At 53.3% G+C, this 16,936-nt stretch carries 18 protein-coding genes; 11 read left to right on the top strand and 7 right to left on the bottom strand.

Annotated features, from left to right (window positions below):
- Positions 1 to 5 precede the first annotated feature (5 nt).
- On the top strand, positions 6 to 191 hold the full coding sequence (locus AC07RN_RS16350; protein WP_012017762.1) for a YoaH family protein: 186 nt from the start codon (positions 6 to 8) through the stop codon (positions 189 to 191).
- Between the two features lie 6 nt (positions 192 to 197).
- Here the strand turns inward: AC07RN_RS16350 and AC07RN_RS16345 are convergent, their stop codons facing one another.
- Complete coding sequence (locus tag AC07RN_RS16345) at positions 198 to 542, bottom strand: RidA family protein (protein ID WP_012017761.1); 345 nt, start codon at positions 540 to 542, stop codon at positions 198 to 200.
- 132 nt (positions 543 to 674) lie between these two features.
- Here AC07RN_RS16345 and AC07RN_RS16340 point away from each other — a divergent pair, with 132 nt between their 5' ends.
- The 5 genes from AC07RN_RS16340 (at position 675) to rnd (ending at position 7,055) form a co-directional block, all read left to right on the top strand.
- On the top strand, positions 675 to 2,585 hold the full coding sequence (locus AC07RN_RS16340) for a DNA repair helicase YoaA (RefSeq protein WP_133630054.1): 1,911 nt from the start codon (positions 675 to 677) through the stop codon (positions 2,583 to 2,585).
- A 65-nt stretch (positions 2,586 to 2,650) separates the two neighbouring features.
- On the top strand, positions 2,651 to 3,346 hold the full coding sequence (gene tsaB / locus AC07RN_RS16335) for a tRNA (adenosine(37)-N6)-threonylcarbamoyltransferase complex dimerization subunit type 1 TsaB (protein ID WP_478336834.1): 696 nt from the start codon (positions 2,651 to 2,653) through the stop codon (positions 3,344 to 3,346).
- A 37-nt stretch (positions 3,347 to 3,383) separates the two neighbouring features.
- The gene (locus AC07RN_RS16330; RefSeq protein ID WP_478336833.1) at positions 3,384 to 3,965 is read left to right on the top strand and encodes a Slp family lipoprotein; all 582 of its coding nucleotides are present in this window, start codon (positions 3,384 to 3,386) and stop codon (positions 3,963 to 3,965) included.
- Between the two features lie 203 nt (positions 3,966 to 4,168).
- A complete protein-coding gene (gene fadD, locus AC07RN_RS16325) occupies positions 4,169 to 5,854 on the top strand; it encodes a long-chain-fatty-acid--CoA ligase FadD (protein WP_478336832.1) in 1,686 nt (561 codons plus the stop codon).
- A gap of 73 nt (positions 5,855 to 5,927) precedes the next feature.
- Positions 5,928 to 7,055, top strand: a complete 1,128-nt coding sequence (rnd, locus tag AC07RN_RS16320) for a ribonuclease D (protein ID WP_478336875.1) — start codon at positions 5,928 to 5,930, stop codon at positions 7,053 to 7,055.
- Positions 7,056 to 7,110: 55 nt separating this feature from the next.
- On the opposite strand, the gene minE is transcribed toward rnd, so the two are convergent.
- Genes minE through minC form a run of 3 tightly spaced genes read right to left on the bottom strand, consistent with a single transcriptional unit; the run spans position 7,111 to position 8,926 of the window.
- The gene (gene minE / locus AC07RN_RS16315) at positions 7,111 to 7,380 is read right to left on the bottom strand and encodes a cell division topological specificity factor MinE (RefSeq protein WP_010432714.1); all 270 of its coding nucleotides are present in this window, start codon (positions 7,378 to 7,380) and stop codon (positions 7,111 to 7,113) included.
- A 3-nt stretch (positions 7,381 to 7,383) separates the two neighbouring features.
- Positions 7,384 to 8,196, bottom strand: coding sequence for a septum site-determining protein MinD (gene minD, locus AC07RN_RS16310; protein WP_012017755.1), 813 nt, complete (start codon positions 8,194 to 8,196; stop codon positions 7,384 to 7,386).
- Between the two features lie 22 nt (positions 8,197 to 8,218).
- On the bottom strand, positions 8,219 to 8,926 hold the full coding sequence (gene minC, locus AC07RN_RS16305; protein ID WP_478336831.1) for a septum site-determining protein MinC: 708 nt from the start codon (positions 8,924 to 8,926) through the stop codon (positions 8,219 to 8,221).
- Positions 8,927 to 9,050: 124 nt separating this feature from the next.
- On the opposite strand from minC, the gene AC07RN_RS16300 reads away from it, so the two are divergent.
- The 3 genes from AC07RN_RS16300 to AC07RN_RS16290 all read left to right on the top strand — a co-directional run bounded on the left by AC07RN_RS16300 (position 9,051) and on the right by AC07RN_RS16290 (position 10,573).
- Complete coding sequence (locus AC07RN_RS16300) at positions 9,051 to 9,326, top strand: YcgL domain-containing protein (RefSeq protein ID WP_049759449.1); 276 nt, start codon at positions 9,051 to 9,053, stop codon at positions 9,324 to 9,326.
- A 47-nt stretch (positions 9,327 to 9,373) separates the two neighbouring features.
- A complete protein-coding gene (locus AC07RN_RS16295; RefSeq protein WP_012017752.1) occupies positions 9,374 to 10,033 on the top strand; it encodes a fumarylacetoacetate hydrolase family protein in 660 nt (219 codons plus the stop codon).
- Positions 10,034 to 10,129: 96 nt separating this feature from the next.
- A complete protein-coding gene (locus AC07RN_RS16290; RefSeq protein WP_478336830.1) occupies positions 10,130 to 10,573 on the top strand; it encodes a YcgN family cysteine cluster protein in 444 nt (147 codons plus the stop codon).
- Positions 10,574 to 10,592: 19 nt separating this feature from the next.
- On the opposite strand, the gene dsbB is transcribed toward AC07RN_RS16290, so the two are convergent.
- Both dsbB and nhaB read right to left on the bottom strand, forming a co-directional pair.
- Positions 10,593 to 11,129, bottom strand: coding sequence for a disulfide bond formation protein DsbB (dsbB, locus tag AC07RN_RS16285; protein ID WP_012017750.1), 537 nt, complete (start codon positions 11,127 to 11,129; stop codon positions 10,593 to 10,595).
- A gap of 144 nt (positions 11,130 to 11,273) precedes the next feature.
- A complete protein-coding gene (gene nhaB, locus AC07RN_RS16280) occupies positions 11,274 to 12,812 on the bottom strand; it encodes a sodium/proton antiporter NhaB (RefSeq protein WP_478336829.1) in 1,539 nt (512 codons plus the stop codon).
- 200 nt (positions 12,813 to 13,012) lie between these two features.
- On the opposite strand from nhaB, the gene fadR reads away from it, so the two are divergent.
- The gene (gene fadR / locus AC07RN_RS16275) at positions 13,013 to 13,732 is read left to right on the top strand and encodes a fatty acid metabolism transcriptional regulator FadR (protein ID WP_012017748.1); all 720 of its coding nucleotides are present in this window, start codon (positions 13,013 to 13,015) and stop codon (positions 13,730 to 13,732) included.
- A gap of 43 nt (positions 13,733 to 13,775) precedes the next feature.
- On the opposite strand, the gene AC07RN_RS16270 is transcribed toward fadR, so the two are convergent.
- Positions 13,776 to 15,308 carry a SpoVR family protein gene (locus AC07RN_RS16270; RefSeq protein WP_012017747.1) on the bottom strand — a complete coding sequence of 511 codons (1,533 nt, stop codon included), beginning with the start codon at positions 15,306 to 15,308 and terminating at the stop codon, positions 13,776 to 13,778.
- 321 nt (positions 15,309 to 15,629) lie between these two features.
- On the opposite strand from AC07RN_RS16270, the gene AC07RN_RS16265 reads away from it, so the two are divergent.
- Positions 15,630 to 16,928, top strand: coding sequence for a D-amino acid dehydrogenase (locus AC07RN_RS16265; RefSeq protein WP_407439830.1), 1,299 nt, complete (start codon positions 15,630 to 15,632; stop codon positions 16,926 to 16,928).
- The last annotated feature ends 8 nt before the right edge of the window (positions 16,929 to 16,936 follow it).

Below are 16,936 nucleotides of genomic sequence, written 5' to 3'. Positions count from 1 at the left end.
TGACAATGTTTGCAGGTTTACCTTCCCTGAGCCACGAACAGCAGCAAAAAGCGGTAGAGCGAATTCAGGAACTCATGACCCAGGGCATGAGCAGCGGAGAGGCCATTACAACGGTGGCTCAGGAAATTCGCGCCACCCACACCGGCGAGCGGATTGTGGCGCTTTTTGATGATGAAGACGACGAAGAGTAATCGGGCTTAAACCGCCGCGATGATTTTGATCTCGACCTTGTATTCCGGCTTCATCAGCGTGGCCTGTACGGTACAACGTACAGGCGCGTGACCCGCCACAACCCACGCATCCCAGGCTTTGTTCATCGCCGCAAAATCGTCTTTGTTTGCCAGGAAAATCGTCGCATCCAAAATCCGCGACTTTTCGCTGCCCAGTTTTTCCAGCATGGCATCAATTTGTGCCAGTGTATTGGCGGTTTGCTCAAATGCGTCTGCGTCCAGATTTTCCGGTACGCCAGTGTAGTAAATGGTTTGGTTATGTACGACGACGTCAGACCAGCGGGCTTCGGCATCAATGCGCAAAATTGTCATCACTTTTTCCTCATTATTTTCCATCGCAATGGGCAAGACTGCCACATTGTTCTGCACTCGTCACTATTTCGACTGGCACAGAAGAGAGCAGGCTGACATAATCCCTGTGCAAAAATACAGTGAGAGAGAAACGTGGCAGACGATTTTGCAGCAGAAGGCCAGTTAGCGCAGGCGATTCCCGGTTTCAAGCCGCGTGAGCCACAACGGCACATGGCGGAAGCGGTAACCCGCGCCATTCAAAACACCCAGCCCCTGGTAGTTGAGGCGGGAACCGGCACGGGCAAAACGTATGCCTATCTCGCGCCGGCGTTGCGTGCAAAAAAGAAAGTGATCATCTCTACCGGCTCGAAAGCGTTGCAGGATCAGCTCTACAGTCGCGATTTGCCGACGGTGGCCAAGGCCCTGAAATACAAAGGCCGTCTGGCGCTGCTAAAAGGCCGCTCAAACTATCTCTGTCTGGAGCGCCTCGAAGCGCAAGCTCTTGCTGGCGGTGACCTGCCGGTACAAACCCTCAGCGACGTGATTATTCTGCGCGCGTGGGCGAATCAAACCACCGACGGGGACATCAGCACTTGTGCGAGCGTCGCGGAAGATTCTCAGGCGTGGCCGTTGGTCACCAGCACCAACGATAACTGCCTTGGCAGCGACTGCCCAGTGTATAAAGATTGTTTTGTCGTCAAAGCGCGTAAAACCGCGATGGACGCCGACGTGGTGGTGGTTAACCACCACTTATTCCTGGCGGATATGGTGGTTAAAGACAGCGGCTTTGGCGAGCTGATCCCCGAAGCGGAAGTGATGATCTTTGATGAAGCGCATCAGTTACCGGATATCGCCAGCCAGTATTTCGGTCAGTCGCTGTCCAGCCGTCAGTTGCAGGATCTGGCTAAAGATTTCACCATTGCCTACCGCACCGAATTACGGGATACCCAGCAGTTGCAGAAATGCGCCGATCGTCTCGCGCAAAGCGCGCAGGATTTCCGCCTGCAACTCGGTGAGCCGGGTTTTCGCGGTAATCTGCGGGAACTGCTGGCGGACAGCAATATTCAACGCGCGCTGTTGCTTCTCGATGACGCGCTGGAGTTGTGCTACGACGTGGCTAAACTATCGCTTGGCCGCAGCGCCTTGCTGGATGCGGCATTTGAACGCGCCACGCTCTATCGCACGCGTCTGAAACGCCTGAAAGAGACCAACCAGCCCGGTTTTAGCTACTGGTACGAATGCACCGCTCGCCAGTTCACGCTCGCTCTGACGCCGCTGACCGTGGCGGATAAATTCAAAGAAGTGATGGCCCAGAAACCGGGCAGCTGGATTTTCACCTCCGCCACGCTGTCGGTGAATGACGATCTCCATCACTTCACCGAACGTCTGGGCATTGAAAACACAGAATCACTGTTGCTGCCCAGCCCGTTTGATTACGAAACGCAGGCGTTGCTGTGCGTCCCACGTAATTTACCGCTGCCCAATCAACCGGGCGCAGCGCGGCATCTGGCGGCGATGCTTAAGCCGATGATCGAAGCCAACAACGGCCGCTGCTTTATGCTGTGCACGTCGCACGCGATGATGCGCGACCTGGCGGAACAGTTTCGCGCCACGATGACGCTGCCTGTCCTGTTACAGGGAGAAACCAGCAAAGGCCAACTTCTGCAGCAGTTCGTCACCGCCGGTAACGCATTGCTGGTGGCGACCAGCAGCTTCTGGGAAGGGGTGGACGTGCGCGGCGATGCGCTGTCGCTGGTCATTATCGACAAATTACCGTTCACCTCTCCTGACGACCCGCTGCTCAAAGCGCGCATGGAAGATTGCCGTCTACGTGGCGGCGACCCGTTTGATGACGTGCAGTTGCCGGATGCGGTGATCACCCTGAAACAGGGCGTTGGACGTCTGATTCGTGATATCGATGACCGCGGCGTGCTGGTTATTTGCGACAACCGTCTGGTGATGCGTCCATACGGCGCGACGTTTCTGGCGAGTTTGCCGCCCGCGCCACGCACCCGCGACATCAATCGTGCCGTGCGTTTCCTGGCGAATCCAACGGCGGAGTAATTCGCCGTGGAGTGTGCTAAGATGCGCGCCATTTTCTGACTGACCACTGCGAGAGCGCGAGACCCATGCGAATTCTGGCTATTGATACCGCAACAGAGGCGTGTTCTGCCGCCCTCTGGGATAACGGTAACCTCTTTGCCCATTTTGAAGAGTGCCCCCGGGAACATACCCAACGTATTCTGCCGCTGGTAAAAGACATTTTGAACCAGGGTAACACCTCCTTAACTGAACTTGACGCGCTGGCGTTTGGCCGTGGGCCAGGCAGCTTCACCGGCGTGCGCATCGGCATCGGCATTGCGCAGGGCCTGGCGCTGGGCGCGAATCTTCCGATGATCGGCGTATCAACGCTTGCCACTATGGCGCAAGGCGCTTTCCGAAAAACTGGCGCAACGCGTGTGCTGGCGGCTATTGACGCGCGCATGGGTGAAGTCTACTGGGCGGAATACACCCGCGATGAGCAGGGTATCTGGCACGGTGAAGAGACCGAATGCGTGCTCAAACCGGAAGCCGTTGGCGAGCGGTTGAAACTTCTTTCTGGCGATTGGGCTACTGTGGGAACGGGATGGCCAGCCTGGCCGGACATGGCCAACGAAAGTGGCCTGACGTTGGTCGATGGCAACATGTTGCTGCCTTCGGCAGAAGATATGCTGCCGATCGCGTGTCAGCACTTTGCTGCGGGAAAAACCGTTGCAGTTGAACAGGCTGAGCCAGTTTATTTGCGAAATGAAGTCGCCTGGAAGAAACTTCCAGGCAGAGCGTGAATCTCAGTAATAAGAGCTGAGAAAAGGGAGTCGCATCATGGCGGTTCAAAAGAAAGTTGTACGTCTGATTATGGCGAGCGCGATTGCCGTGGCGTTGAGTGGTTGTGTGACCGTCCCTGACGCGATCAAAGGAACCAGCCCAACGCCGCAGCAAGATCTGGTGCGAGTGATGAATGCCCCTGAACTGTACGTCGGGCAGGAAGCGCGTTTTGGCGGGAAAGTGGTTGAGATTATCAATCAGCAGGGCAAAACCCGGCTCGAGATTGCAACGGTTCCGCTGGATAGCGGCGCACGGCCCGTGCTGGGAGAAGCCTCCCGTGGGCGTATTTACGCTGATGTGAATGGTTTCCTCGATCCGGTTGATTTCCGTGGACAGCTGGTCACGGTTGTCGGGCCAATCACCGGCGCGGTTCAAGGCAAAATCGGCAGCACGCCGTACAAATTTATGACGATGCAGGCGAACGGCTATAAACGCTGGCGCGTCACGCAGCAGGTTATGCTGCCGCCGCAACCGATCGATCCCTGGTTCTGGGGTCCGCATCCCTACCGTTACGGCTACGGTGGATGGGGCTGGTATAACCCAGGTCCGGCGCAGGTACAGACCATCGTTACAGAATAACTCATTGTTATTATTAGATAAGAGACAGCGGCTCAGCCGCTGTCTCTGTTTTTTACGGCGATAACACAAAAAAAAGAGTGACGCGCTTCGCAACCTTAAATCTGAACAATTAATAAACTGGTACGCTGAGTTAATATAATGTTAACGAACTGTTTATTATCGGGGTTGTGATGACGACGAACGCTCATTTCAGAGGTGATGCATTGAAGAAGGTTTGGCTAAACCGTTATCCCGCAGATGTTCCTGCGGAGATCAATCCTGACCGTTATCAATCCCTGGTTGAATTATTTGAAAATTCCGTCACGCGCTACGCCGATCAGCCTGCGTTTGTGAACATGGGCGAAGTGATGACCTTCCGCAAACTGGAAGAACGTAGCCGGGCGTTTGCGGCTTACCTGCAGGAAGGCTTAGGGCTGAAGAAAGGGGATCGCGTCGCGTTGATGATGCCAAACCTGCTTCAGTATCCGGTGGCACTTTTTGGAATTCTGCGTGCGGGCATGATCGTGGTCAACGTCAACCCGCTCTATACACCACGCGAGCTGGAACACCAGTTGAACGACAGCGGTGCAGCGGCGATTGTCATTGTCTCCAACTTTGCCCACACCCTGGAAAAAGTGGTCGAAAAAACGCAGATCCGCCACGTTATCCTGACGCGCATGGGCGATCAGCTTTCGACGGCCAAAGGTACGCTGGTTAACTTCGTCGTCAAATACGTTAAGCGTCTGGTCCCGAAATACCATCTCCCGGACGCGATTTCTTTCCGCCGCGCGCTGCACAACGGCTACCGTATGCAGTACGTGAAGCCAGACGTGGTGCCAGAAGATCTGGCGTTCCTGCAATACACCGGCGGGACGACCGGCGTGGCGAAAGGTGCCATGCTGACGCATCGCAATATGCTGGCCAATCTTGAGCAGGTGAATGCGACCTATGGCCCGCTGCTGCATCGTGGCAAAGAGCTGGTGGTCACGGCATTGCCGCTGTATCACATTTTTGCGCTGACCATGAACTGCCTGCTGTTTATCGAACTGGGCGGACAAAACCTGTTAATCACCAACCCACGTGATATTCCAGGCCTGGTTAAAGAGCTGGCGAAATATCCGTTTACGGCGATGACGGGCGTGAATACGCTCTTTAATGCGCTATTAAATAATAAAGAGTTCCAGCAGCTCGATTTTTCTACCCTTCATCTTTCGGCGGGCGGCGGGATGCCGGTTCAGCAAGCCGTGGCCGAACGCTGGGTAAAACTCACGGGCCAATACCTGCTTGAAGGCTACGGCCTGACGGAATGCGCGCCATTAGTCAGCGTGAATCCGCATGATATTGATTACCACAGCGGAAGCATCGGTCTGCCGGTTCCCTCAACGGAAGCCAAGCTGGTCGATGACGAAGATAACGAAGTTGCGCACGGGGAACCGGGCGAACTGTGCGTCAAAGGTCCTCAGGTGATGCTGGGCTACTGGCAGCGACCTGACGCCACTGATGAAATCATGAAAGACGGCTGGCTACATACCGGTGATATTGCGGTGATGGATGACGATGGATTCTTACGTATCGTCGATCGTAAGAAAGACATGATTCTCGTCTCCGGCTTCAACGTCTATCCCAACGAAATTGAAGATGTCGTCATGCAGCACACCGGAGTGCTGGAAGTGGCTGCCGTTGGCGTTCCTGCGGGGAGCAGCGGCGAGACGGTGAAGATTTTCGTGGTTAAGAAAGAATCCTCACTGACCGAAGATGAACTCATCACCTTCTGCCGCCGTCAGCTCACCGGATATAAAGTGCCGAAGCTGGTCGAGTTCCGCGATGAACTACCAAAATCGAACGTCGGGAAGATATTACGACGAGAATTACGTGACGAAGCGCGCGCCAAAGTGGACAATAAAGCCTAAGCTTCGAGTAAGTCGCCATGAGACGCCGGTTTAGCCGGCGTTTTTTATGGGCGCAAACCTAAGAGAAACCGTTTTGAATTACCAGATGATCACAACCAACGACGCACTGGCAACGCTGTGCGATGTCACCCGCGACTTTCCCGCCATCGCTCTGGATACCGAGTTTGTCCGCACGCGGACCTACTATCCGCAGTTAGGTTTGATCCAGATGTACGATGGCAAGAATGTGTCTCTCATCGACCCTCTCGGCATCACCGACTGGTCGCCGATGCGTGAACTGCTGCTCAATACGGCCATCACCAAATATCTGCATGCGGGCAGTGAAGATCTGGAAGTGTTTCTCAACACCTTTGGCATCATGCCGGAACCCTTAATCGATACGCAAATTCTGGCCGCATTCTCGGGCCGCCCGCTCTCCTGGGGTTTTGCCGCGATGGTTGAAGAGTACACCGGCATTGCGCTCGACAAGAGCGAATCGCGCACCGACTGGCTGGCGCGCCCCCTGACTGAACGTCAGCTTGATTATGCTGCCGCCGACGTTTTCTATCTGCTGCCTATCGCCGGTCAGCTGATGAAAGAGGCTGAGGCCGCCGGTTGGCTTGATGCGGCGCTGAATGAGTGCCGAATGACTCAGCAGCGCCGTCAGGAAACGGTTGATCCGAAAGATGCCTGGCGCGATATCACCAACGCCTGGCAGCTGCGCACCCGTCAGCTTGCCTGTCTGCAACTGCTGGCCGACTGGCGTCTGCGTAAGGCGCGTGAGCGCGATTTGGCCGTGAACTTTGTGGTTCGCGAAGAGCACCTCTGGGCTGTGGCGCGCTATATGCCGGGCAGCATGGGTGAACTGGACAGCATTGGCTTGTCCGGAAGTGAGATCCGTTTCCACGGGAAAACCTTATTGGCGTTGGTCGCGCAAGCGCAACAGCTGCCAGAAGACCAACTGCCTGAACCGCTGTTAAATCTGATGGATGTGCCTGGCTATCGTAAGGCGTTCAAAGATATCAAAGCGCTGGTGCTGGAAGTGGGGACGGAAAAGAAAGTGAGTCCTGAACTGCTGGCGTCACGTCGTCAGATTAACCAACTGCTGAACTGGCACTGGAAGCTGAAAACGCAAAATGGCCTGCCGGAAATGATGGCGGGCTGGCGTGGTGATTTGATGGCCGATCGACTGAAAGTGCTGCTGGAAGGCTATCCGCGTTAAGAAATGATAACCCCGGCACGCGACGCGACGCCGGGGTTAATTATCCGTCACACGTCTAGGGACGCGACTCTTCTGCTTCTGGCAGCGTGACGTTCAACTCCAGAATCGAAATATCCCCGTCCTTTTGCTCAAGCTGCACGGTGACCATTTCCGGGTCGATCTGCACGTACTTACAAATCACTTCCAGAATGTCTTTGCGCAGCTGCGGCAAATAGTGCGGTTCTGCATCGCTACGGCGACGCTCCGCGACGATAATTTGCAGTCGCTCTTTTGCGATGTTAGCGGTGCTTTTTTTCCGCGAGAGAAAAAAGTCCAGTAATGCCATAACTTATCCTCCGAACAGGCGTTTGAGGAAACCTTTCTTCTCTTCTTCAATGAAGCGGAAAGGACGTTCTTCTCCCAACAGACGGTCAACGGTATCAGCGTAGGCTTTACCCGCGTCTGCCATGATGTCGAGGATCACAGGCTCACCCTGGTTAGAGGCGCGCAATACGGACTGATCTTCCGGAATCACGCCCAGCAGTTTGATACGCAGGATCTCGAGTACGTCTTCCATGCTAAGCATGTCACCTTTGTTGACACGACCCGGATTATAACGGGTCAGCAGCAGGTGTTCTTTGATGGGTTCCTGACCATTTTCCGCACGGCGGGATTTGGACGCCAGGATTCCCAGGATTCGGTCAGAGTCACGCACGGACGACACTTCAGGGTTAGTGGTGATGATCGCTTCATCAGCGAAGTAGAGCGCCATCAACGCACCGGTTTCGATACCTGCAGGGGAATCACAGACAACGAAATCGAATTCCATTTTCTTCAATTCTTCGAGGACTTTTTCAACGCCTTCGCGAGTCAGAGCGTCTTTATCACGCGTCTGAGAAGCAGGCAGGATAAAGAGGTTCTCGGTGCGCTTATCTTTAATCATCGCCTGATTTAACGTGGCGTCGCCTTGAATAACGTTGACGAAGTCATACACCACGCGACGCTCGCAGCCCATAATCAAATCCAGATTACGCAGGCCGATATCGAAATCGATAACAACGGTTTTCTTTCCCTTCTGGGCCAAACCAGTAGCGATGGCCGCGCTGGAGGTGGTCTTGCCAACGCCTCCTTTACCCGAAGTCACAACAATAATGCGTGCCATAGAAATTCCTTGTTAAAAGGGATCAATTCAACGGTTGAACAGTCAAAGCGTTCTCTGCCAGTAACAGACGGGCCGCTTTGCCATAAAATTCAGCTGGGATTTTATCGCTCAGCCAATATTCACCTGCGATGGAAACCAGTTCCGCCGTCAGATGGGTACAAAAAATTTGCGCATCCCGATCGCCACTGGCACCTGCCAGCGCGCGGCCTCGCATCATGCCGTAGACATGGATATTGCCATCGGCGATAAGCTCTGCGCCAGCGCTAACGTGGCTTGTCACAATCAGATCACAGTTTGGTGCATAAATGCGCTGACCGGAACGAACCGGCACATCAATCATTCGCGTTTTTGTGACTGAGGTTACAGTTTGCGTTTGCGGCGGGGGTGTTGGGGCTTCTTTTGGCGCAGAACGCGCCGTTTTTTCTTTCCCTTCATTCAGAAGGGGAAGGCCCGCGCGCTCAATTTCATTTTTTAATTGGGCATCTTTACAGCCACTGATGCCCACAATCCGCAGACCGGTGGATGAAACCGCCTGCTGAAGATGCTGCCAGTTTACCGGCGCATCCAGACCACTGACGTTCACCACCACGGGGGCGTGTTTTAGAAAAGCAGGGGCCTCTGCGATTTTGTCTTCTAACGCCTGACGAATAACCTCGGGTTTTGCATCATGCAAATGAACCACTGATAAGGTGAAGCTACTGCCTTTAAGCTCGATGGGCGTGTTTGACATCCTGGCCTTACTCAATTTGCTGTTAATCGCAGCACATTCGCCGCGATATTCCGAAGAGTATCAGGCATGTTATAGTCACTGGTATATTGAGGCAAGCAACCACCCGTTAATTCAGAGTAAAAACATGTTTTGTGTGATCTATCGAAGTGCTAAACGCGACCAGACCTATCTTTATGTCGAAAAGAGAGATGATTTTTCCCGTGTGCCTGAAGAATTAATGAAAGGGTTCGGCACGCCACAGTTGGCGATGCTGTTGCCGTTGGACGGGCGCAAGCAGCTGGTCAACGCCGATCTGGAAAAAGTCAAAACCGCATTGAAAGATCAGGGCTATTATTTACAGCTTCCGCCACCGCCTGAGAATTTATTAAAACAGCATCTCGAAGGCGAAGGGAAAAATTAACGCCGGAGAAATCCGAGGACGATATATCAACCGTTTAGGGGATGAGCATGTATCAGCATCATAACTGGCAAGGCGCATTACTGGATTATCCTGTGAGCAAAGTCGTTTGTGTTGGCAGTAATTATGCGAAGCACATTCAGGAAATGGGCAGTGCCGTGCCAGACGAACCGGTTTTATTTATTAAACCCGAAACCGCGCTGTGTGATATTCGCCAGCCGCTGGCGTTGCCGCAGGGACTGGGGTCGGTTCATCATGAAGTTGAACTGGCCGTGCTGATTGGCGCGACGCTGCGCCAGGCTTCAGAAGAGCATGTGCAGAAAGCGATTGCGGGATACGGCATTGCGCTGGATCTGACGCTTCGCGATGTGCAGGGCAAAATGAAGAAAGCCGGGCAGCCATGGGAAAAGGCCAAAGGATTTGATAATTCTTGCCCGATTTCCGGTTTTATCCCGACGGCTGACTTTAAAGCTGATCCGCAGAATACGTCGCTCAGCTTGAAAGTGAACGGCGATATCCGCCAGCAGGGTAATACGGCCGATATGATCCATAAAATCCTGCCGCTCATCGCCTACATGAGCCGCTACTTCACCCTTAAACCGGGCGATGTCATTCTCACCGGCACGCCGGAAGGGGTTGGTCCGCTTAGCAGTGGCGATGAACTCGACATCGAATTTAACGGCCAGTCTGTTAAAACCCGCGTGCTGTAAAATCCTTTTGCCGCCTTTAATCGGCGGCAAAACTTGCATCCACGTGCCAGACTCGTTATAAGGTGCGCTTTCTGTTGACGTGTGGACATCATCCTTATGAGCGAAATCCTTTTCTGGCAAAGCAAAACTCTCGACGAAATGACCGACGGGGAGTGGGAATCGCTGTGTGACGGCTGCGGACAATGCTGCCTACATAAGTTGATGGATGAAGACTCCGACGAAATCTATTTTACCAACGTCGCGTGCAAGCAGTTGAATATCAAAACCTGCCAGTGCCGTAACTATGAGCGTCGTTTTGAGTACGAGCCTGATTGTATCAAGCTGACGCGCGATAATCTCCCCACGTTTGAATGGTTGCCGCATACCTGCGCATATCGTCTGCTGGCCGAGGGGAAAGGGTTACCGACCTGGCATCCGCTGCTCACCGGTTCAAAAGTGGCGATGCATGGCGAGCGTATTTCGGTTCGACATATAGCGGTGAAAGAATCTGAAGTGCAGGACTGGGAAGATCATATTCTGAATCATCCCAAGCGGGCATAAAAAAACCCGCCGAGGCGGGTTATTTCAAACGACCGAACAAGTCTCGTTGTTTCGGCTTGAACGGTTGGGCAATCAGCACTAGCAGCGCTATGACGAAGTAGGCAACAAAAATACCCACCAGCCACTGCGGCATCTCCAGCGTCAGGAATTCCCACTGACGTACGGAGCAATCACCTGAAGCAACGAACACCTGCGGCAGCCATTTGTCCAGTGGCAGCCAGCTTGGGAAGCGAGCGGCAAAATCACAGGTCAAGAACGGCGAAGGATGCAGCTGCATTGCAGTGTGCTGCCACGCAAGCTCAATGCCTTTCCAGGCACTGTATAACCAGATAGCGATCCCGGCGTAGCGCAGCGGTGATTTCGGAGCAATTGCACCGACAAGCCCTGCACCCATAATGCCGAAAAGCGCACAACGTTCGTAAATACATAACACACATGGTTTCAGCAACATCACATGCTGGAACCAAAGCGCTACCATTTCCAGCGCAAAGGCGGTCAGGGCCATCAACAACCACGCCCCGCGACCGCGAGAGCACTGGTTCAAATATCGCAACATAATTATTTCCCTGGAACTTGCTTAGAAAGCGCAGTGTAAACCAAAACGTTTTATGCGCCACCTGCTCCTGGCAAAATAAAGCGTAATTGGATATTTATAATGCAGAAAGCCAAACCGGGCAGCGAACTGCCCGATATCAGGGACTTAATGCGCCGCCAGTATACCTATTTGCATGAGCCATTGCGTATAGGGAATTAGGGTAAATTTGACGCACAGCAAACCTACCAGCGTTAATACGACCGTATAAGGCAGCGCCATCCACACCATTCTTCCATAGGAAAGTCGAATGAGTGGTGCGAGAGCAGACGTTAACAGGAACAAAAAGGCCGCCTGACCATTCGGTGTCGCGACGGAAGGCAGGTTAGTCCCGGTATTAATCGCCACCGCCAGCAGCTCAAATTGGTTGATGCCAATCGCACCGCTCTCCAGAGCCGTCTTCGCTTCGTTGATATACACCGAACCGACAAACACGTTATCCGAGATCGACGACAGCAGACCATTAAACAGATAAAACAGCGACAGCTGCGAATCTGGCGAGGCCTGCAACACGAAGTGAATAATGGGCGTGAACAACTGCTGGTCGATAATCACCGCCACGATGGCAAAGAAGACGGCCAGCAGGGCGGTGAAGGGCAGCGCTTCGGTAAAGGCCTTGCCGATCGCGTGCTCATCAGTCACGCCCGTAAAGGACGTCGCCAGAATAATCACCGACAGGCCGATTAAACCCACCTCCGCCAGATGAAATGCCAGAGCGAAGATCAGCCATGCACCGATAATCCCTTGTGCGATTAAGGCCAGCTTTTCCTGACGGGTACGCTGGCTGCGGCTTTTCAGGTCGAACTCATGCAGCACATCGCGTACCGCTCCAGGAAGCTGCACGCCGTAGCCGAAGGTTTTTGTCCTTTCGAGCAGGAAACAGGTCAGCATTCCGCAGATAAAAACAGGCACGCTGACGGGCGCGACGCGCAAAAAGAACTCGGTGAAATTCCACCCAGCTGCTTTCGCAATAATCAGGTTTTGTGGCTCCCCGACTATCGTCATCACACCGCCCAGCGCAGTCCCCACACCTGCATGCATCATCAGGCTGCGCAAAAATGCGCGGAATTGTTCCAGAACGTCACGCTTGTTGATGTCGAGCTGGCTGTCATCCTGAAGATCGTTATCGCTGCTGGACGACGCGACGCGGTGGTAAATGCCGTAAAATCCGATTGCGACGCTAATCACCACAGCCACCACGGTCAGGGCGTCGAGGAACGCGGAGAGAAACGCAGCAGCCAGGCAGAACGAGAGAGAGAGCACCGTTTTGGAGCGAATACTCAGCAGCAGGCGGGTAAAGATGAAGAGTAATAACTGCTTCATGAAGTAAATCCCTGCCACCATAAACATCAATAGCAAGAGCACTTCAAGGTTGGTCGCCAGTTCGTCTTTCACCCGTTCGGCGCTGGTCATGCCGATGACAACGGCTTCAATCGCCAGCAGGCCGCCAGGCAGCAGCGGATAACACTTCAGTGCCATCGCCAGCGTAAAGATAAACTCGGCGACCAGCAGCCATCCGGCCATAAACGGCTGAAAGATGAACACCAGCGGGTTAATAATCAGAAAAGCAAGCAGCGTCAGCTTGTACCAGTCAGGAGACTGGCCTAAAAAATTGCGCCACAGGGCGCGCCCATAAGAAATTTCCACGACAGACTTCCTTCCCCGCCAAAGTTAAGCAAAACATTATTATACGCATAATCGGCGTGAATGCCCCACGCGGGCAGGGACGGGTATTTGATAAAAATGAAACAGTGATCCCTTTTTTCCGTCTTCGCTGCGCTACCTGCCTTAGCAAGCCTCTGGTATGATGAGTCCATTAGCTAAAGCTGTGTAATGGAAATCTCACTATGGTCATAAAGGCGCAAAGCCCGGCGGGTTTCGCTGAAGAGTACATCATTGAAAGCATCTGGAATAACCGTTTTGCGCCTGGAACGATTCTTCCCGCTGAACGCGAACTCTCTGAACTTATTGGCGTCACACGAACCACCTTACGCGAAGTGTTACAGCGTCTGGCACGTGATGGCTGGTTGACCATTCAGCACGGCAAACCCACCAAAGTGAACAACTTCTGGGAAACGTCGGGTCTGAATATTCTTGAAACGCTCGCACGCCTCGATCATGAAAGTGTTCCTCAGCTGATTGATAATCTGCTGTCAGTGCGCACCAACATCTCGACCATTTTTATTCGCACCGCCTTCCGCCAGCATCCCGATAAGGCACTGGAAGTATTGGCAACGGCGAATGCCATTGAAGATCATGCCGACGCCTTTGCGACGCTGGACTACAACATTTTCCGCGGTCTGGCGTTTGCCTCAGGTAACCCGATTTACGGGCTGATCATCAACGGCATGAAAGGGCTGTATACCCGCATTGGACGTCACTATTTCGCCAATCCTGAAGCCCGCAGCCTGGCGCTCGGCTTCTATCATAAGCTCAGCGAAATCTGTTCCGAGGGGATGCACGATCAGGTGTACGAAACGGTACGTCGTTACGGTCGTGATAGCGGGGAGATCTGGCACCGTATGCAGAAGAATCTGCCCGGCGATTTAGCGATTCACGGACATTAACAGTAAAAAGCCTCTCAAATGAGAGGCTTTTTTTAGCGGTATTTTAGAGAGAGTTAGTACGCGCCGGGCAACGTTCCAGTAATTCCACGCTACCATCTTCGTTTTGTTGCTCCATCATCACGTCAAAACCCCACAGGCGATGAACATGCTTGAGCACCTCTTTGCGCCCTTTATCCAGCGGGGCACGGTTATGCGGAATATACCGCAGCGTCAAGGAGCGGTCGCCGCGCAGATCCACATTCCAGACCTGGATATTCGGCTCCAGATTGCTCAAGTTATACTGAGAGGACAGGCGCGAGCGGATTTCACGGTAACCCTCTTCGTTGTGAATCGCTGAGATCTCGAGATAATTGTTGTGATCGTCATCCAGCACCGTAAAGAAGCGGAAATCACGCATAATCTTTGGCGACATAAACTGGCTGATAAAGCTCTCGTCTTTGAAGTCGCGCATCGCAAAATGCAGCGTTTCCAGCCAGTCTGATCCGGCAATATCCGGGAACCAGTATTTATCCTCTTCCGTCGGCGACTGACAAATGCGTTTGATGTCCTGGAACATCGCAAACCCGAGCGCATACGGGTTAATCCCGCTATACCACGGGCTGTTGTAAGGCGGCTGGAACACCACGTTGGTGTGGCTGTGCAGGAACTCCAGCATAAAGCGCTCGGTCACTTTCCCTTCGTCGTACAGATGATTGAGAATGGTGTAGTGCCAGAACGTCGCCCACCCCTCATTCATCACCTGCGTCTGTTTCTGCGGATAGAAATACTGGCTCACCTTACGCACGATGCGCAGGATTTCACGCTGCCAGGGTTCAAGCAGCGGCGCGTTTTTTTCCATAAAGTAGAGAATGTTCTCCTGCGGCTCGGAAGGATAACGCCGTGCTTCGGCAACGGTTTTTTCTTCTTCGCGTTTCGGCAGGGTGCGCCACAGCATATTTACCTGGCTTTGCAGATACTCTTCACGACTTTTCTGCCGTGCTTTTTCTTCCTGCAGAGAGATTTTTTGCGGGCGTTTGTAGCGATCAACGCCGTAATTCATCAGCGCATGACAGGAGTCGAGCAGTTTCTCCACTTCATCCACGCCGTAGCGTTCTTCGCACTCGGTAATGTATTTCCGTGCGAAAATCAGATAATCGACAATCGAACTGGCATCGGTCCAGCTGCGGAACAAATAGTTATTTTTGAAGAAGGAGTTGTGCCCGTAACAGGCATGCGCCATCACCAACGCCTGCATAGTGATGGTATTTTCTTCCATCAGATAGGCAATACACGGATTTGAGTTGATAACGATTTCATACGCCAGCCCTTGCTGACCATGTTTGTAGAGCCGCTCTGTCTCAATGAATTTTTTGCCGAATGACCAGTGAGGATAGTTGATAGGCATCCCGACGCTGGAATAGGCGTCCATCATCTGTTCGGAGGTAATCACTTCAATCTGGTGGGGGTAGGTATCCAGCCGATACAGTTTGGCTACCCGGTCAATCTCGGCCAGGTAAACATCGAGTAATTCAAAGGTCCAGTCGGGTCCATCGCTGAGACGTGTGCTGTCCTTGTTCATCGAATCAATGGTAGCCATTAGCGCGCCCTCGTTGTCGGTGCTCTCTCTGTCTGGAGAGCCTCCTTTCAAGCATAGAACAACGCTTTCAAAAACGTGCTGGCGCAGAAATGTTTTCTTTACGATTTCGCGTTTCTGATCTGATAGAAAACGTCACGTCGACAGAGCATTCTGCTGGTTAACGATAAAGCGTAGCACGAGATGCCAGATTACCCCTCACCCAGTCTGTCAGGGAAGGTGTGAGGTAAGTCACCATAAAAAAGTCGTATGTTGAATAATATTTTCAACTAGGTTATCAATCTGTAATTAGATGATTATTCTTTTGCACATAATGGAGCCGATATGCGTGTTGTCGTCCTGGGAAGTGGAGTCGTTGGCGTGACCAGCGCCTGGTATTTATGTCAGGCTGGACATGAGGTGACCGTCATTGATCGTGAGCCGGGATCAGCGCTTGAGACCAGTGCGGCGAATGCCGGGCAGATTTCCCCCGGTTACGCTGCGCCGTGGGCAGCACCCGGCGTTCCGTTAAAAGCCATTAAATGGATGTTCCAGCGCCATGCTCCGCTGGCGATCAGCCTCGATGGCACGCCGTCTCAGCTCAAGTGGATGTGGCAGATGTTGCGCAACTGCGACACTCGCCATTACATGGAAAACAAAGGCCGTATGGTGCGTCTGGCGGAGTACAGCCGCGACTGTCTGAAAACGCTGCGTGCGTCAACGGGTATAGAGTATGAAGGGCGTCAGGGCGGCACGCTGCAGCTGTTTCGCACCGCACAGCAGTATGAAAACGCCACCCGGGATATCGCAGTCCTGGAAGATGCCGGAGTGCCTTACCAACTTCTCGACGCGAGCCAACTGGCACAGGTTGAACCGGCGCTGGCCGAAGTGGCACACAAACTGACTGGCGGGCTGCGTTTGCCCAATGATGAAACTGGCGACTGTCAGCTTTTCACCCAGCGTCTGGCGAAGATGTGCGAGCAGGCTGGCGTCACGTTCCGCTACAACACCCCCGTCGATAAATTGCTGTCCGAAGGCGGAAAAATCTACGGCGTAAAATGTGGCGATGAAGTGATCAAAGCCGACAGTTACGTCATGGCGTTTGGCTCTTACTCCACAGCGATGCTGAAGGGACTGCTGGATATTCCGGTCTACCCCCTTAAGGGGTATTCGCTCACAATCCCGGTCAAAGAGGATAATGGCGCGCCAGTTTCAACTATCCTTGATGAAACTTACAAAATCGCCATCACCCGCTTTGATAACCGAATTCGCGTGGGCGGCATGGCTGAAATTGTCGGTTTTAATACGGAATTGCTGCAACCGCGCCGCGAAACCCTGGAGATGGTGGTGCGCGATCTCTTCCCTCGGGGAGGATTTGTCGAACAAGCCACTTTCTGGACCGGATTGCGTCCGATGACCCCGGACGGCACGCCTATTGTCGGGCGCACGCCGTTTAAGAATTTATGGACCAATACGGGCCACGGAACGCTGGGCTGGACGATGGCCTGCGGCTCGGGGCAGTTGCTCAGTGATTTGATTTCGGGCCGTACGCCGGCGATTCCGTTCGATGATTTAAGCGCTGCGCGCTATCAGTCGGGTTTTACACCCTCTCGCCCACAGCATTTGCACGGCGCGCATAATTAACAAGGAGT

This window comes from Lelliottia sp. GFLA7 (assembly GCF_056490165.1).
This window is presented reverse-complemented; position numbering and strand designations above follow the sequence as displayed.

Excerpts from the sequence above, each read along its gene's own strand:
- AC07RN_RS16350 (WP_012017762.1), top strand. The coding sequence starts at position 6 with ATGTTTGCAGGTTTACCTTCCCTGAGCCACGAACAGCAGCAAAAAGCG.
- AC07RN_RS16345 (WP_012017761.1), bottom strand. The coding sequence starts at position 542 with ATGACAATTTTGCGCATTGATGCCGAAGCCCGCTGGTCTGACGTCGTC.
- tsaB (WP_478336834.1), top strand. The coding sequence starts at position 2,651 with ATGCGAATTCTGGCTATTGATACCGCAACAGAGGCGTGTTCTGCCGCC.
- AC07RN_RS16330 (WP_478336833.1), top strand. The coding sequence starts at position 3,384 with ATGGCGGTTCAAAAGAAAGTTGTACGTCTGATTATGGCGAGCGCGATT.
- minE (WP_010432714.1), bottom strand. The coding sequence starts at position 7,380 with ATGGCATTACTGGACTTTTTTCTCTCGCGGAAAAAAAGCACCGCTAAC.
- minD (WP_012017755.1), bottom strand. The coding sequence starts at position 8,196 with ATGGCACGCATTATTGTTGTGACTTCGGGTAAAGGAGGCGTTGGCAAG.
- minC (WP_478336831.1), bottom strand. The coding sequence starts at position 8,926 with ATGTCAAACACGCCCATCGAGCTTAAAGGCAGTAGCTTCACCTTATCA.
- AC07RN_RS16300 (WP_049759449.1), top strand. The coding sequence starts at position 9,051 with ATGTTTTGTGTGATCTATCGAAGTGCTAAACGCGACCAGACCTATCTT.
- AC07RN_RS16295 (WP_012017752.1), top strand. The coding sequence starts at position 9,374 with ATGTATCAGCATCATAACTGGCAAGGCGCATTACTGGATTATCCTGTG.
- AC07RN_RS16290 (WP_478336830.1), top strand. The coding sequence starts at position 10,130 with ATGAGCGAAATCCTTTTCTGGCAAAGCAAAACTCTCGACGAAATGACC.
- dsbB (WP_012017750.1), bottom strand. The coding sequence starts at position 11,129 with ATGTTGCGATATTTGAACCAGTGCTCTCGCGGTCGCGGGGCGTGGTTG.
- fadR (WP_012017748.1), top strand. The coding sequence starts at position 13,013 with ATGGTCATAAAGGCGCAAAGCCCGGCGGGTTTCGCTGAAGAGTACATC.
- AC07RN_RS16270 (WP_012017747.1), bottom strand. The coding sequence starts at position 15,308 with ATGGCTACCATTGATTCGATGAACAAGGACAGCACACGTCTCAGCGAT.
- AC07RN_RS16265 (WP_407439830.1), top strand. The coding sequence starts at position 15,630 with ATGCGTGTTGTCGTCCTGGGAAGTGGAGTCGTTGGCGTGACCAGCGCC.